Annotated in this window: 12 protein-coding genes and 1 riboswitch (1 of these 13 only partly in view); of the genes, 8 read left to right on the forward strand and 4 right to left on the reverse strand. The window is 70.0% G+C overall.

Annotated features, from left to right (window positions below; all coding sequences use genetic code 11):
- Window positions 1–925, reverse strand: a 925-nt coding sequence (locus BGN97_RS01255) for an ATP-binding cassette domain-containing protein (protein ID WP_292697359.1), incomplete at its 3' end; no start/stop codon positions are given.
- 134 nt (window positions 926–1,059) lie between these two features.
- Here BGN97_RS01255 and BGN97_RS01260 point away from each other — a divergent pair.
- A complete protein-coding gene (locus BGN97_RS01260) occupies window positions 1,060–2,118 on the forward strand; it encodes an enoyl-CoA hydratase/isomerase family protein (protein WP_292697361.1) in 1,059 nt (352 codons plus the stop codon).
- Window positions 2,119–2,363: 245 nt separating this feature from the next.
- On the opposite strand, the gene BGN97_RS01265 is transcribed toward BGN97_RS01260, so the two are convergent.
- Window positions 2,364–3,521 carry a glycosyltransferase family 4 protein gene (locus BGN97_RS01265; protein WP_292697363.1) on the reverse strand — a complete coding sequence of 386 codons (1,158 nt, stop codon included), beginning with the start codon at window positions 3,519–3,521 and terminating at the stop codon, window positions 2,364–2,366.
- Window positions 3,522–3,714: 193 nt separating this feature from the next.
- On the opposite strand from BGN97_RS01265, the gene BGN97_RS01270 reads away from it, so the two are divergent.
- Together BGN97_RS01270 and BGN97_RS01275 are read left to right on the forward strand one after the other, a co-directional pair.
- Window positions 3,715–5,442: an ABC transporter ATP-binding protein gene (locus tag BGN97_RS01270; RefSeq protein ID WP_292697364.1), complete on the forward strand. Its 1,728-nt coding sequence runs from the start codon at window positions 3,715–3,717 to the stop codon at window positions 5,440–5,442.
- Window positions 5,443–5,459: 17 nt separating this feature from the next.
- Entirely contained in the window at window positions 5,460–7,658 is a 2,199-nt protein-coding gene (locus tag BGN97_RS01275; protein WP_292697366.1) for an ABC transporter ATP-binding protein, read from the forward strand.
- Between the two features lie 163 nt (window positions 7,659–7,821).
- On the opposite strand, the gene BGN97_RS01280 is transcribed toward BGN97_RS01275, so the two are convergent.
- Entirely contained in the window at window positions 7,822–9,801 is a 1,980-nt protein-coding gene (locus BGN97_RS01280; protein ID WP_292697368.1) for a D-alanyl-D-alanine carboxypeptidase, read from the reverse strand.
- A gap of 48 nt (window positions 9,802–9,849) precedes the next feature.
- Window positions 9,850–9,961: riboswitch (TPP riboswitch) on the forward strand.
- Between BGN97_RS01280 and BGN97_RS01285 the strand changes: the two genes are divergently transcribed.
- The 5 genes from BGN97_RS01285 (at window position 9,952) to BGN97_RS01305 (ending at window position 13,831) form a co-directional block, all read left to right on the forward strand.
- The gene (locus BGN97_RS01285; protein ID WP_292697369.1) at window positions 9,952–10,590 is read left to right on the forward strand and encodes an ECF transporter S component; all 639 of its coding nucleotides are present in this window, start codon (window positions 9,952–9,954) and stop codon (window positions 10,588–10,590) included. (Overlaps the previous riboswitch by 10 nt.)
- Before the next feature lie 2 nt (window positions 10,591–10,592).
- Window positions 10,593–12,065, forward strand: coding sequence for an ABC transporter ATP-binding protein (locus BGN97_RS01290; RefSeq protein WP_292697371.1), 1,473 nt, complete (start codon window positions 10,593–10,595; stop codon window positions 12,063–12,065).
- A complete protein-coding gene (locus BGN97_RS01295) occupies window positions 12,062–12,871 on the forward strand; it encodes an energy-coupling factor transporter transmembrane component T (protein ID WP_292697373.1) in 810 nt (269 codons plus the stop codon). The genes BGN97_RS01290 and BGN97_RS01295 overlap by 4 nt, the downstream gene beginning before the upstream one ends.
- A 355-nt stretch (window positions 12,872–13,226) precedes the next feature.
- Window positions 13,227–13,565, forward strand: coding sequence for a hypothetical protein (locus tag BGN97_RS01300; protein ID WP_292697375.1), 339 nt, complete (start codon window positions 13,227–13,229; stop codon window positions 13,563–13,565).
- The gene (locus tag BGN97_RS01305; protein ID WP_292697377.1) at window positions 13,565–13,831 is read left to right on the forward strand and encodes a hypothetical protein; all 267 of its coding nucleotides are present in this window, start codon (window positions 13,565–13,567) and stop codon (window positions 13,829–13,831) included. The genes BGN97_RS01300 and BGN97_RS01305 overlap by 1 nt, the downstream gene beginning before the upstream one ends.
- Before the next feature lie 247 nt (window positions 13,832–14,078).
- Here the strand turns inward: BGN97_RS01305 and BGN97_RS01310 are convergent, their stop codons facing one another.
- Window positions 14,079–14,717, reverse strand: the 3' portion of a protein-coding gene (locus BGN97_RS01310; protein ID WP_363331384.1) for an aminoglycoside 3'-phosphotransferase. It continues 33 nt past the right edge of the window; the window shows 639 of its 672 coding nt (coding positions 34–672); its start codon lies off the right edge, out of view; the stop codon is at window positions 14,079–14,081.

The raw sequence follows: 14,717 nt of genomic DNA on the forward strand, positions 1-14,717 counted from the left end.
TGGCCACCTGATCCAGGCGCGGGCTGTCCGAGCGGCGACCGTAGACGAGGTCGAGGAAGACGTCCTCCAGGCTGGGGCCGCGCTGCTGCAGCAGCGTGAGGGGCACGCCGGCGGCGGCGGTGATGGCGCCCACGGTCGCGGCATCCGAGTCCCGCACGGTCACGCCCGAGCGCAGCACGTCGAAGTTCAGCTTGGCCGCCGAGAGCGCGGTAATCAGCTGCGCGCGGTGCTCGGCGTCCACGATCACGGCGCCGCCGGACGGATCGGCGAGCTTGTCGATCGAGCCGGCGAACACCGCGCGACCCTTCGACAGCACCACCACATCGTCTGCGACCTGCTCGATCTCGCTGAGCACGTGCGAGGACACCAGCACGGTGCGGCCCTCGTCGGCGAGGCGACGCATCAGCAGGCGCATCCACCGGATGCCCTCGGGGTCGAGCCCGTTCGCGGGCTCGTCGAGCACGAGCACGCCCGGGTCGCCGAGCAGAGCGGATGCCACGGCCAGGCGCTGGCGCATGCCGAGCGAGTAGCTGCCCAGACGCGTGTCGGCGTCGTCCTGCAGACCGACCAGGCGCAGCACCTCGTCGACGCGGGATGCCGGGATGCCGTTCGCCTTCGCGGCGATCGACAGCTGACGCGCGGCGGTGCGGCGCGGACGGTACGAGGCCTCTTCGAGGACGGCCCCGATCGAGCGCAGCGGCTGGCGCAGCTCCGAGTAGGCGGAGCCGCCGATCGTCGCGGTGCCCGAGGTCGGGCGGATCTGGCCGAGCAGCATCCGCAGCGACGTCGTCTTGCCGGCCCCGTTCGGGCCGAGGAAAGCCGTGACGACGCCGGGTTCGACGCGCACGGACAGGTCGGCGACCGCGGTCACGTCGCCGAAGCGCTTCGTGACCCGGTTGAACTCGAGCACCTGTCCCTGAGGCATGACAGTCTCCCCCTGTTGCAGTCAGTTCCCCCTATCTTCTCGGAAAACCCTGTGAATCCCGGTCTCACCTTGCCGGAAACCGCGATCCTGGCCCCCGAATAGGGACGAAACGCCAAGCGGAGTAGCCTGACGGCGTGACCGATGCCGAAGCCGCCACTGTCCTCATCCGCACCGAGAACTCCCTCGGACGCATCACCCTGAACCGTCCGCGGGCCATCAATGCGCTCGACCAGGACATGATCGGACGCATCACCGAGGCGCTGAAGGCGTGGGCGCACGACCCGGACATCGAGACCGTGCTGATCGACGGCGAGGGTGAGCGCGGTCTGTGCGCGGGCGGCGACGTGCGCGCCCTCTACGAGCAGCTGGTGGGCGGGCATCCGGGCGACATCGCCGAGTTCTTCCGGGCGGAGTACGCGATGAACGCGCTCATCGCGGAGTACCCGAAGCCCGTCGTCGCCTTCGCCGACGGCATCACGATGGGCGGCGGCATCGGCCTGGCCGGCCACGCGGCGGTGCGGATCGTCACCGAGCGCTCCAAGCTCGCGATGCCCGAGACGCGCATCGGCTTCACCCCCGACGTCGGCGGCACCTGGCTTCTGGGGCGTGCGCCGGGCAGGCTGGGGGAGTACTTCGGCCTGACCGGGCAGAGCATGACCGGAGCGGATGCCGTGCAGCTCGGCTTCGCCGACCACTTCGTCCCGTCCGAGCGCCTCGACGCGCTGCGCGAGGCGCTGGCATGGCGGGCCGGCCCCGGCACTCCGAACGAGCTGGTGCTGCTGTTCGACGAGACGCCCGAGCCGTCGCCGGCGCTCGCCGCACGCGCCTGGATCGATGAGGCGTTCTCGGCGGACACGGTCGGCGAGATCGTCTCGCGCCTGCGGGCATCCGAGGAGCCGGATGCCGCCGCGGCGCTGGCCGTGCTGGAGGAGCTCGCCCCGACCGGGCTGGCCGTGACGCTGGACGCCGTGCGGGAGGCGCGGCGGATGCACAGCGTGCGCGAGGCGCTGGAGGGCGAGTACCGCCGCATCATGTGGTTCGGCACGCAGCCCGACATGGTCGAGGGCATCCGCGCCCAGTTGATCGACAAGGATCGCGACCCGAAGTGGAACCCGGCCACGATCGCCGATCTGCCGGCCGATCCCGGCGCACGAGCGCGCGAGTTCGTCCCGGACGTGCCGCTGTTCGACTGAGCGGTCTGCGGTCGGCCCGCGAGGCTTTCCCCACTCGCTTCGGGGGGGCCCGAATGGTGGACTCGGCGCGCGGGAGGCAGCCTTATGGGACCCGCGAGCTCCGGGTTTCGGCAGGTCGGGTGCGCCCATCTTGCTTCGCGGGGCCCGAATGGTGCTCTCCGCGCCGGGGAGGCAGCGTTATGGGACCCGCGAAGGGCGGTTGGACCCGACCCGCGAACTCCGGGCTTCAGGGAGTCGGGTGGCTCTCAGGTCTCCACGGACGCGATGAGCTCCTTCAGCCTGGCCACGTGCGCCGCGGCGACCCGGTCGCCCGCGTAGGCGAGGGCGCCGGCGCGCGGGGCGTCCAGCAGTGAGCGATCGGCCTCGAGGTGCAGGATCAGCTCGGCCAGTCCTGCGGCATCCGGGGTCGACGTTCCCAGTGCGGCGTCGCCGAACTCCGTCGCCAGCACCGGGTCGCTCACGATCACGGGGCGCCCGTGCGCGAAGGCCTCCAGCGCCACCATCGGTTGGTTGTCGAAGCCGAGCGAGGTGATGAGCGCGGCATCCGCGGCATCCATCAGCGCCGCGACGCGCTCGCCGGGAACCGGGCCGTGGAACGTCACGCCGGCTACCGGCCGGTGCGTGCCGCCCGCGACGTCGAGGTGCACACGATCCGAACCCACCCGCGCGACGACGGCGCGCATGGCGTCGAGCGCGACCTCGACGCGCTTCTCCGGCGCGAAGCGGGCCACCCACAGCAGGCGCAGCGGACCGCCCTTCGCGGGATCGGTCGCCTGCAGCGGCTGCGCCACGTTCGAGAACGCCTCCACGCGCCCGGCGCCCGCCTGCCGCAGCGCCTCGGCCTGGTGACGCGAGGGGGAGAGCACGATGTCGGCGCGCTGAGCGATGCGCAGCGTCATGGTGCGCAGGGCGTTGTTCAGCGGATGGCTGCCGGAGTAGCGGTCGCCGTCGCGGATGCCGGTCAGCGCGCTGTGCACGCGTGAGACCAGCGGTGCGAACGGCGCGAGCGCGGCCGGCGCGCGCCAGAAGAAGGTGTGCACCGTGTGCAGCACGGGGATGCCGAGCCGCTTCCCGACGGCGAGGGCGGCGGATGCCAGGGCGAACTCCGAGTGCACGACGATCGCGCTCACGTCGTGCCGGCGCACGGTCGCGGCCACCAGCGGCTCCAGGTCGCCGGCGCGACCGAGCAGCGGCAGATCCAGCACGGGGATCGTCCCGCGGCGGGGCGGCGCGACTGTCACGACGCCGTCGGCGGTCAGCGCGTCGGCGTCCGGGGCCAGCACCACGACGGGCACTCCCTCGCTCGCCAGGGCCTCGGCCTGCCGCACGAACGCGGTCTGCGCGCCGCCCAGGTACTTCAGCGAATAATCGCAGACCAGCAGGACAGCAGAACCGGTTCGCATGCCTGCGAGTCTATTCGCGGCACCCTGACCGATTTCTCGATCGGATCCAGGAAAACGGGCCCTGTGGGAGCGGTCCCGCGGCCCGTTTCGCCCTCAGCGAAGGTCATCCCTGAGGGGGATACGAATGTCCGCGGTTCGTGGCACTCTGTCATGTGGCCCTCTCCGGGCCCCGATCCCAAAAGGAAGTCCGCCTGTGCTGGGAAAACTCCTCGTTCGCTACCTCTCCAGATACTGGTGGCTGCTGCTCCTCGTCGTGGTGCTGCAGTTCGCCAGCGTGATGGCATCCCTCAACCTGCCGCAGATCAACGCCGACATCATCAACAAGGGCGTGGCCAAGGCCGACATCGGCTACATCTGGGCCCGCGGCGGCTTCATGCTGCTGGTCTCGCTCGGCCAGATCGTCGCCTCGGTCCTCGCGACCTTCTTCGCCGCCCGCATGGCGATGGCGGCCGGCCGTGACATCCGCGCCGACGTGTTCGCGCGGGTGAGCGGCTTCTCCGAGCGCGAGGTCTCGCAGTTCGGCGCCGGTTCGCTGATCACGCGCAACACCAACGACGTGCAGCAGGTGCAGATGCTGGCGATGATGGGCGCGACGATGTTCGTCACCGCCCCGCTGCTCGCCATCGGCGGCATCATCTACGCCATCCAGACCGACATCGGCCTCAGCTGGCTGATCGCCGTCTCGGTGCCGCTGCTGCTCGTCATCGCCGTGCTGATCATCGGCCGCATGGTGCCGCTGTTCCGCGCCAACCAGCGCAAGATCGACAACGTCAACAGCATCATGCGCGAGCAGCTGACCGGCGTCCGCGTCGTGCGCGCGTTCGTGCGCGAGCGCATCGAGGAGCGGCGCTTCCGCGAGGTCAACACCGACCTGATGGTGCTCGGACGCAACATCGGCTCGCTGTTCGTGCTGATGTTCCCGCTGTTCATGCTGGTGCTCAACGTGACGATCGTCGCGGTGATCTGGTTCGGCGGCGTGGAGATCAACGCCGGCCACGCCGAGGTCGGCACGATCTTCGCCTTCATGCAGTACATCGGCCAGATCATGATGGGCATCATCATGTCCAGCTTCATGGCCATGATGATCCCGCGCGCTGCGGTCTCCGCCGAGCGCGTCGGCGAGGTGCTCGACGCCGAGGCGTCGATGAGCCGCCCGGCCGACGGCGTGAAGGAGTTCCCCGCTCCCGGAGCGGTCGCCTTCGACGACGTCGAGTTCACCTACCCCGGCGCGGAGTCGCCGGTGCTCAGCGGCATCAGCTTCCGCGCGGAGCCGGGTGAGACCGTCGCGATCATCGGCTCCACCGGATCCGGCAAGACCACGCTCGTCTCCCTCATCCCCCGCCTGTTCGACGTGACCGGCGGCGCCGTGAGCGTGGGCGGCGTCGATGTGCGCGAGGCCGATCTCGACTCGCTGTGGAAGAGCATCGGCCTGGTGCCGCAGCGCCCGTTCCTGTTCACCGGCACGGTCGCGTCCAACCTCCGCTACGGCCGCGAGGACGCCACCGACGAGGAGCTCTGGAAGGCGCTCGAGATCGCGCAGGGGCGTGACTTCGTCGAGGAGATGCCCGACGGGCTGGACTCGCACATCTCCCAGGGCGGTACGAACGTGTCGGGCGGTCAGCGTCAGAGACTCGCGATCGCCCGTGCCATCGTGCACCAGCCCCGGATCCTCGTCTTCGACGACTCGTTCTCGGCGCTCGACCTGACCACGGATGCCCGCCTGCGGCAGGCGCTGTGGCGCGAGCTGCCGGACGTGACCAAGATCGTCGTCGCGCAGCGCGTGTCGACGATCACGGATGCCGACCGCATCGTCGTGCTCGAGGACGGCAAGGTCGTCGGAGTGGGCACGCACGACGAGCTGCTCGCCGACAACGAGACCTACAAGGAGATCGTCGTCTCTCAGCTGGGGGTGGACGCATGAGCGGGGAGGACAGGAAGATGAGCCGCCGCGAGCGCATGGTCGCCGCACGTGCGGCATCCGCGCCCGTCATCGAGATGACCGAGGCCGAGCGCGAAGAGGCCGAGCAGGCCGAGAAGGCCCGTCAGCACGGCGGCAGCATGTTCGACGGACCCGCGCCGGGCAAGGCCGATCACTTCGGTCCGAGCTTCAAGCGCATGATCGGGCTGCTCAAGCCCTCGGCCTGGTGGTTCGCGCTGGTGTCGCTGTTCGGCGCCATCGGCGTGGTGCTCTCCGTCGCCGCGCCCAAGATCCTCGGTGAGGCGACGAACATCGTCTACGAGGGCTTCATCTCCATGACGCTCGGCGAGGGCAAGACGGCCTTCCCGAAGGGCACCACCCAGGACCAGGTCGTCGAGGTGCTGCGCCAGGCGAAGCAGGACACCTTCGCCGACATGATCGCGGCGATGGCTCCGTTCAAGGTCGGCGACGGCGTGAACTTCGAGTCGCTGCGCTGGATCATCATCGCGGTCATGGCGATCTACATCGTCTCGGCGCTGCTGAGCTGGCTGCAGGGCTACGTGATCAACGTGATCATGGTGCGCACCATGTGGAGGCTCCGCGAGGACGTCGAGGCGAAGATCAACCGCCTGCCCCTGTCGTACTTCGACAAGGTGCAGCGCGGTGAGCTGATCTCGCGGGTCACCAACGACATCGACAACATCACGCAGACGATGCAGCAGTCGCTGTCCGGGGCGCTGACCTCGTTGCTCACGGTGGTGGGCGTGCTGGTCATGATGTTCTCGATCTCGTGGCAGCTCGCGCTGGTCGCGCTGGTGTCGCTGCCTCTGATGGCTGTCATCTTCGGCGTCATCGGCCCGCGGTCGCAGAAGGCCTTCGGCATCCAGTGGCGCAAGGTCGGCCGCCTGAACGCCCGCGTCGAGGAGGCCTTCTCGGGTCACGCCCTCGTCAAGGTGTTCGGTCGCGAGCAGGACGCCCTCGACAGCTTCCAGGTCGAGAACGAGGAGCTGTTCCAGGCGAGCTTCAAAGCGCAGTTCCTGTCGGGCGTGATCATGCCCGCCATGACGTTCGTCGGAAACCTGCAGTACGTCGGCATCGCGGTGCTCGGTGGTCTGATGGTCGCCAACGGCGGTCTGCGACTCGGCGACGTGCAGGCGTTCATCCAGTACTCGCAGCAGTTCAGCCAGCCGCTCAGCGAGCTGGGCGGCATGGCGGCCGTGGTGCAGTCCGGTACGGCGTCGGCCGAGCGCGTCTTCGACTTCCTGGATGCCGAGGAGCAGGAGCCCGACGACGAGGACGCCCCGACCGTCGAGGGCGGCCGCGGCGTGATCGAGTTCGACCACGTGGCCTTCTCGTACAGCGAGGACCGTCCGCTGATCACCGACCTGTCGTTCCGGGTGGAGCCGGGTCAGACGGTCGCGATCGTCGGCCCGACCGGTGCAGGCAAGACGACGCTGGTCAACCTGATCATGCGGTTCTACGAGCTGAACTCCGGTCGCATCCTGCTCGACGGGCAGAACATCGCCGAGATGGCCCGCGACGACCTGCGTCGTCGCACGGGCATGGTGCTGCAGGACCCGTGGCTGTTCGGCGGCACGATCCGCGAGAACATCCGGTACGGCAACGAGTCCGCGACCGACGACGAGATCATCGCCTCTGCCGCGGCGACCTACGTCGACCGGTTCGTGCACTCGCTGCCGGACGGCTACGACACCGTGCTCGACGAGGACGCGTCGAACGTCTCGGCGGGTGAGCGCCAGCTGATCACGATCGCCCGCGCGTTCGTCGCCCAGCCGTCGATCCTGATCCTCGACGAGGCCACCAGTGCGGTCGACACCCGTACCGAGCTGCTGCTGCAGCACGCGATGGCGGCGCTGCGTCAGGGGCGCACCTCGTTCGTGATCGCGCACCGTCTCTCGACGATCCGCGACGCCGACCTCATCCTCGTGATGGAGCACGGCGACATCGTCGAGCAGGGCACCCACGACGAGCTGATCGCCACGCAGGGCGCCTACTGGCGCCTGTACCAGTCGCAGTTCGAGCAGGCGGCATCCGACATCGACGCCGAGGAAGCCCTCACCGGCAGCACTCCGGTGGTCATGACGGGCGACGCCGAGGATGCTGCACAGGAGGCGATCGCCGAGGCGGCGGACGCCCCGCAGCTGGCTGAAGCAGTGCGCGAGGCCGAGTCCACGGCATCCGACTCCGACCGGACCTGACCGACCGGCCTGACGGCAGACGCGAACGCCCGCCCCTCACCCGAGGGGCGGGCGTTCGCGTTGCGGGGCGGCAGACGATCTCCTCGTTCAGGTATCAGCTTCTGCGGTCTGAACCGACCCGGAAACGACCGAACCTGATACCTGGATGCGGGATGCCGACGCCCTACTGCTTGTCGATGCCGAACAGCTCGAGCGGGTGCGTCAGCCTCCACCAGATGCTCGGGGCGGTGACCTCCTTGGCGAGCGACACCGTGGTCTCCGCCGTGTTCACCGGGCCCTTTGCGCTCAGCGTGCCGGCCTTCGCCCCGGCCGTGGTCTTCGATCCGAGTGCGAGATCCGAGGTCGCGGTGGCGGTCGCACCGTTCCACAGCACCACGCGCACGTCGGAGTCCGTGACGAGGTTCACCTCGCCGCCCCATTCGGTCGTGACCTTCCCGACGACGGTGCCCTTCGGCACCGACACCGGCTGATCGGCGAGCGACTTCTCCATGCCGGCCAGCAGTTCCCGGGTCACGGCGAGCCGATCCTTGCTGCTGTCCTGCCCGAGCACCGAGGTGAACAGGCGCACGGTCGTGTCGCCGACCTTCACCTCCTTGGCCGTCAGCAGGTTCCAGTGATCGAGCGTTCCGGTCTTGATGCCGATCACGCCCGGATCGTCGAGCATCTTGTTGGTGTTGGTCACGGTGCCCACGCCCGGGATCTCGGCGGTGCGGGTGGCGACGATCTCCGCGAAGACCGGGTTGCGCATCGCCAGCTCGCTGAGGCGCAGCATCGCCTCGGGCGTCGCGACGTTCGACTTGCTGAACCCGGAGGGATTCTCCAGCGTGATGCCTTCGATGCCGTTGTCGCGCAGCCACTTCGCCGAGGCGTCGGCGAAGGCGGCCTCCGAGCCCCAGATCTCCCTGGCGAGCCGGTCGATGTAATTGTTCGCCGACCCCAGCAGCACGCCCTGGAGAATCTGGTACTCGGTCAGGCTGCCGCCGACGGGCACATCGAGCGAGGACTGGTTCGAACGGCGGTAGTCCAGGAAGTCGCGCTGGTCCGCCTTGGTGAACGCGTAGCTGGGTCCCTGCTCGCCCACCTTCAGGGGCAGCTTGTCGAGCACCATCATCACCGAGGCGACCTTGCTGAGGCTCGCGATCTGGTCCCGGTCGGTGGTGGACGCCACCGGGTTCATTCCCAGCACCGCCACCGCGGCGCTCCCCGTGGCCGGCCAGGTCACGGTCGCGGCCGGTGCCGCGGCGATCTCGACCGGCGCGTTCTGCACCGCCGGTGCGACGTTGTCCAGCGGGGCGAGGAGCGTGCCGCCGACGTAGCTCGCGCACAGGGCGCCGATGATCCCGAGGGGGAGGACCAGCCGCAGCCGTCGCCCCGTGGGCGCGAGACGAGCCCCGGCGAACAGCGCCGGAGCGGTCTCCGGCTGGGCGGACGGCGTCGCGCCGACCTTCAGCGGATCGACCCAGGTCAGCGCCGTGATCGGATGCCGGTCATCGGCCCACGCCGTCACCTGGGCGGGCTGCGCCTCGACCTCGGGCTCGGAGACCTCTGTGGTCTCGGCTTCCGCGGCCAGCGCGTTCTCGATGTCGCTCAGGAAGAGGGGGGAGGGCTCCTCAGCGGTCACGGGAGCAGGCTCATCGAACAGCGCCGGGGCATCCGGCTGCACGGGCACGCCGAACAGGTCGCCGATCGCGGGGGAGGCGGAGTCGTCGACGGGCGGAACCGCGACGGCGTCCTCGGCGCCCAGCAGCCGGGGGTCGGCGAGTGCTTCCGCAGGCGGGAGGCCATCGCCGGACGGGGATGCGGCTGCTCGCGCCGCACCGGCATCGGGGATCACGCGCACGGGAGCGGTCGGGTCATCGAGCAGGTCGGAGGGCTCGTCCGCGAGCGCGGTCGGCTCGGCGACAGCGTCGGGTGCGGCATCCGCCAGTCCCGGAGCGCCCTGCTCCGGCGTGGGCGTCCCATCGATGGCATCCACAGCGCCAGTATCGCCGCTGAACGGGGTGGTCGTGATGATCGCGGTCCCGGCGGGCGTCGTGTCGGCGGACGCGGCGGTCGGCTCGGAGGCGGGCCCGGTGTGCGCGCGCGACTTCTCGCGCAGCGAACGGCGCGTGGCAGGGCGCGTGGACTCGGGGGAGACAGTCACCCAATACACGCTACCAACCATCCCCGTGAACGAACCGACTAGAATCGAGGGCACAACCACGGGAGTCCGGCGTGCCGGGCTGAGAGGAAGCGACCCGCGCTTCGACCGTCGAACCTGATCCGGATCATGCCGGCGCAGGGAGGAGTTCAGATGAGTGCATCCATGTCCGCATCCGCCGCACAGGGCGTCACCGCTGTCGCGCAGCCGCGCTGGCGCGTCGTCGACATCGTCGTGGCCGCCGTTCTCGGCGTCGCGACCGGCCTGATCTTCTGGGGCTGGAACATCGTCGGAGGCGCCTGGTTCGGCGCCGCCGACGCCGTCACCCCTGGCCTCGGCGGCATCGCCGTCGGCATCTGGCTGATCGGCGGCGTGATCGGCGGTCTCGTGATCCGCAAGCCCGGCGCCGCGCTGGTCGTCGAGGTGGTCGCCGCGATCATCTCGATGCTGATCGGCAACGTGTGGGGCGTCTCCACCGTGCTCTCCGGCATCGTGCAGGGCCTGGGCGCGGAGCTGATCTTCGCCCTGTTCCTCTACCGCCGGTTCACGCTGCCCGTGGCGATGCTCGCCGGGGTCGGCGCGGGCGCGGCGGCCTGGATCTTCGAGATGTTCTACGGCTCCTCGCCGAACTTCCTGAAGTCCTTCGAGTTCAACGCGATCTACCTCGGCACCCTGGCGGTCTCGGGCGCGCTGCTGGCCGGCCTGGTCGGCTGGCTGCTCGTCCGCGCGCTCGCCGCGACCGGCGCGCTGAGCCGATTCGCCGCCGGCCGGGAAGCGCGCCAGGAGGTCTGAGCGTGACGGCTCCGGCTCGCGTCACCGCGAACGGATGGGGCTGGCGCTACGCGGGCCGGCGCCTTCCCGCGGTCAGCGACGCGACCTTCACGATCGAGCCCGGCGAGCGCGTGCTGCTGCTCGGTGCCTCCGGCGCCGGCAAGTCGACGCTGCTCGCCGGTCTCGCCGGCGTGCTCGGCGATGCCGAGGAGGGTGAGCGCACCGGTTCGCTGCTCGTCGACGGGGCGGCGCCCGAGGCCCGCCGGGGCGCGATCGGACTCGTGCTGCAGGACCCGGATGCCGGTGTCGTGCTCTCCAAGGTCGGCGACGACGTCGCCTTCGGATGCGAGAACCTCGCCGTCCCCGCCGAGCAGATCCCCGGGCGGGTGGCGGAGGCGCTCGAGGCGGTCGGTCTCGATGTTCCGCTGGATCGGCCGACCAAGATGCTCTCCGGCGGGCAGAAGCAGCGGCTCGCGCTGGCCGGCGTCCTGGCCATGCGCCCCGGTCTGCTGCTGCTGGACGAGCCGACCGCCAACCTCGACCCCGAGGGCGTGCGGGAGGTGCGCGAGAGCGTCGGCAGGGTCCTGGATGCCACTGGGGCCACGCTCGTCGTCGTCGAGCACCGCACCGAGATCTGGGCGGATCTGCTGACCCGCGTGATCGTGCTGGCCGCCGACGGCGGTCTGCTCGCGGACGGGACGCCGGCGGAGGTCTTCGGACGCTACGGCGAGACGCTGGCGGATGCCGGCGTGTGGGTGCCCGATCGCGGCATCCCCCTGCCGGTTCTGGAACCCGTCGGCAGCGGAGCGGATGCCGTGCTCGAGACCGTCTCGCTCGCAGTGGCGCGCGACGGGCGCACGGCCGTGCAGGCCGGAGTCGACCTGCGCGTGCCGCGCGGCGCGGCCACGGTCATCACCGGGCCGAACGGGGCGGGCAAGTCCACCCTGGCGCTCACGCTCGCGGGCCTGCTGCCCGAGCTCGAGGGCGCGGTGACCGCGGCATCCGATCTGGCCGGGCGCTCCGGCCGGCGCCCGTCGCGCTGGACCTCGCGCGAGCTGCTCGCCCGGATCGGCACGGTGTTCCAGGAACCCGAGCACCAGTTCCTCGCCCGCACGCTGCGCGACGAGCTCGCGGTCGGACCGCGAGCGCTGAAGAAGTCGGATGCCGAGGCCACCGCCATCGCCGACGACCTGCTGGAGCGGCTCCAGCTGGCGCCGCTGGCGCTCGCCAACCCGTTCACGCTCAGCGGCGGGCAGAAACGGCGGCTGTCGGTGGCCACCGTGCTCGCCTCCGCCCCGCAGGTGATCGTGCTCGACGAACCGACCTTCGGGCAGGATCGACGCGGGTGGATCGGCATCGTCGAGCTGCTGCAGGAGGAGATCGCCGCGGGCCGCACGGTGGTCGCGGTGAGTCACGACGACTCAGTCGTGCGCCATCTCGGCGGGCATCGGGTGGAGCTCGCCGTCGGCGCCGCGGCATCCGGAGGGGCGAGGTGACCGTCGTGAGGGCGCAGACCCGGGCATCCGCTCTCGCCGGCACGACGCGCGCCGCCTGGCTCGACGGCGTCAACCCGGTGACCAAGCTCGTGCTGGCGCTGCTGCTCTCGGTCCCGCTGTTCGCATCGATCGATCCGGTCAGCGCCCTGGTCGCGATCGCGCTGCAGCTGCTGTGTCTTCCCCTCACCGGCCTTGCAGTGCGCACGGTGCTGCGCCGGCTGCTGCCCATCGCGCTGTTCTCGCCGATCGCGGGGCTGAGCATGCTGCTGTACGCCGAACCGGAGGGGCACGTGTTCTGGCGGTTAGGGGTCGCCGCGATCAGCGAGGGATCGATCGAACTGGCCGTCGCCGTCACGCTGCGCGTGATCGCGCTGGGCCTGCCGACCATCCTTCTCTTCGGACGCACCGACCCCACCGAGCTCGGTGACGCGCTCGCCCAAGTCGCTCACCTGCCGAGCCGCTTCGTGCTGGGCGTGCTCGCCGGCACGCGGATGCTGGGGCTGTTCCTCGACGACTGGCGCACGATGGCGCTGGCACGCCGGGCGCGCGGTGTCGGCGATCACGGTGCGCTGCGCCGCTTCTTCTCGATGGCGTTCGTGCTGCTCGTCTTCGCCGTGCGTCGCGGCACCAAGCTGGCGATGGCCATGGAGGCGCGCGGGTTCGGCTCCGGTGTTCCGCGCACCTGGTCGCGGCCCTCGCGGCTGCATCCGCGCGACGCCGTCGCGGTGCTGGGCGGGTCGGCCATCATGGTGATCGCGATCGCCGCAGCAGTGGCATCCGGCGTCTTCCGGTTCGTCTGGAGCTGACAGGGCTCCGTCGGCGGTCGACTTACTGGCATGTTGCGACATTCGTACCTGCGATATTCGTCGATCGCCGTGCTCGGAATCGGGGGGCCTGCAGCGGACGCTGATGACGTCCTTGGTACAGGGGACGCTGGTCGAGTCCGATAGGTTCAATGGGGCTTCTTTCAGAAACTCATTACGTCGACCACCGGAGGGTCACCCCAATGAAGTATCCACACCGCTGTCCGCGCTCGCTGCTGGCGCACTCGCAATGGTCGTTGCCGTCGGCACGCCAGCCGCAGCTGTAGCCGCCATGCCGCCGACTCCAGACGTCACTGCTGTTTCGCAGATTAGGGACACTCTCCCCACGGCCGAGCGGGTGAAATTCGACAAGCTCTCCCCCGCAGACCAGGCCGACTTCGTGCGGCTGCTGTCCGACCCCGACGCCTATGAGGTTCGCGTCACGGAGGAGCCTGTGGTCGTCACCACGCCGGCCGCATTGAGGACGGCTGCCGCTGCAACCACCCGCACCTACTCCAAGGTGAACAAGTTGGACTTCTACATGTTCGGTATCGCCATCGGGAACTACCGGCAGGAGATTCGCTACAACTACCAGCTTTCCGCGTTCTTCAAAGACAACGCTATCCAGCTTCACAAGCGTCAGCAGCAGGTGGGGACGAACAAGGGCGTAGTCTCACACTCGGTCGGGAACCTGTGATGAGCGCGTCCACCCAGGCGCTCAGCGCCGAACGTCCTGCGACGCGGACTGTCGTCGCCCTCCTCGCCATCGGCGTGAGCGCCGCCACCGCTCTCATCACCGCCTGGGGGATTCTCGCACTACTCGTCGCCACGGTGTTCGGCGCCTTGTCGCTGCGTAAGGCGACAAGGTTCAAGCCGTTGCTGGTCATGGCGCTAGCGGTGGCGGGAGTGGTGCTGGTGGGCGTGGCTTTTGCGGGCTTCGCGGCAGCCTCCGCCATGATCTGATTGATGAGGGGAGCACGGGGCGGCGTTCGCCCCGTGCTCCCCTCAGTATTCGAACGGCACTCCCTCCCTCGCGGGGCCGCGCATCTCACGCCGGAGACCGCTGACCTTCTCGCCGCTACCTGCCGCCGCACGGTGCCCTGACCCGGCGGGAGTGGCGGCACGACCGCACGCTCCGCGAGACCGCGCGAGGCACGATGGACTGGGTGCTGCGGCGTCCACCGCACCCGGCATCCTGACCCCGCCGGGGTCAGGTCGCGTTCCACAGCTCCCGGTAGTACGCCAGCCTCTCGCGGTCGGGTGCGATGCCGTACGCCTCGATGAGCACGTCCTCCCAGTCCGGCCCGTAGTTCCACTCGGTGCTCATCGACGCCACCGCGATGTCGCCCCAGCGGTCGCCCACGCCGAGCAGGCCGAGGTCGACGTGCGCAAGCCAGCGGCCGTCGTCGCCGATCAGGGTGTTCGGACAGCAGGCATCCGCGTGGCAGACCACGAGGCGGTCGATCGGCGGGGCGTCATGGAAGCGCTCGGCGACGCGGATGCCTCGGCGCTCGGCGTTCGCGATGCGGCTCTCGACCGCCCAGTCCCACGGGCAGTCGTCGACGGGCAGCGCATCGTGCAGTGCCCGCAGGCCCTCGCCGACCGCGCGCACCGCGATCTCGGGGCGCGCCACCCAGCGCGCGTGCACGGCGCTGTCGCCATCGATCGCTCTGGTGACCAGCCACTCGTGGGTGGCATCCTGACCCTGGTCGATGACCTCTGGCACCCGGATCCAGCGCGCGGCCCAGCGCATCCTCTCGGCCTCGTCGCGCAGGTTCCACTCGTCGTTGCGCGGGCCCCACTTGATGTAGAACGGATGCCCCGCGGCAGGGCTCGCGCGGAAGGTCAG

The sequence above is a fragment of the Microbacterium sp. 69-10 genome, from assembly GCF_001897945.1.
Taxonomy (GTDB): domain Bacteria; phylum Actinomycetota; class Actinomycetes; order Actinomycetales; family Microbacteriaceae; genus Microbacterium.

Excerpts from the sequence above, each read along its gene's own strand:
- BGN97_RS01265 (WP_292697363.1), bottom strand. The coding sequence starts at position 3,521 with ATGCGAACCGGTTCTGCTGTCCTGCTGGTCTGCGATTATTCGCTGAAG.
- BGN97_RS01275 (WP_292697366.1), top strand. The coding sequence starts at position 5,460 with ATGAGCCGCCGCGAGCGCATGGTCGCCGCACGTGCGGCATCCGCGCCC.
- BGN97_RS01285 (WP_292697369.1), top strand. The coding sequence starts at position 9,952 with ATGAGTGCATCCATGTCCGCATCCGCCGCACAGGGCGTCACCGCTGTC.
- BGN97_RS01305 (WP_292697377.1), top strand. The coding sequence starts at position 13,565 with ATGAGCGCGTCCACCCAGGCGCTCAGCGCCGAACGTCCTGCGACGCGG.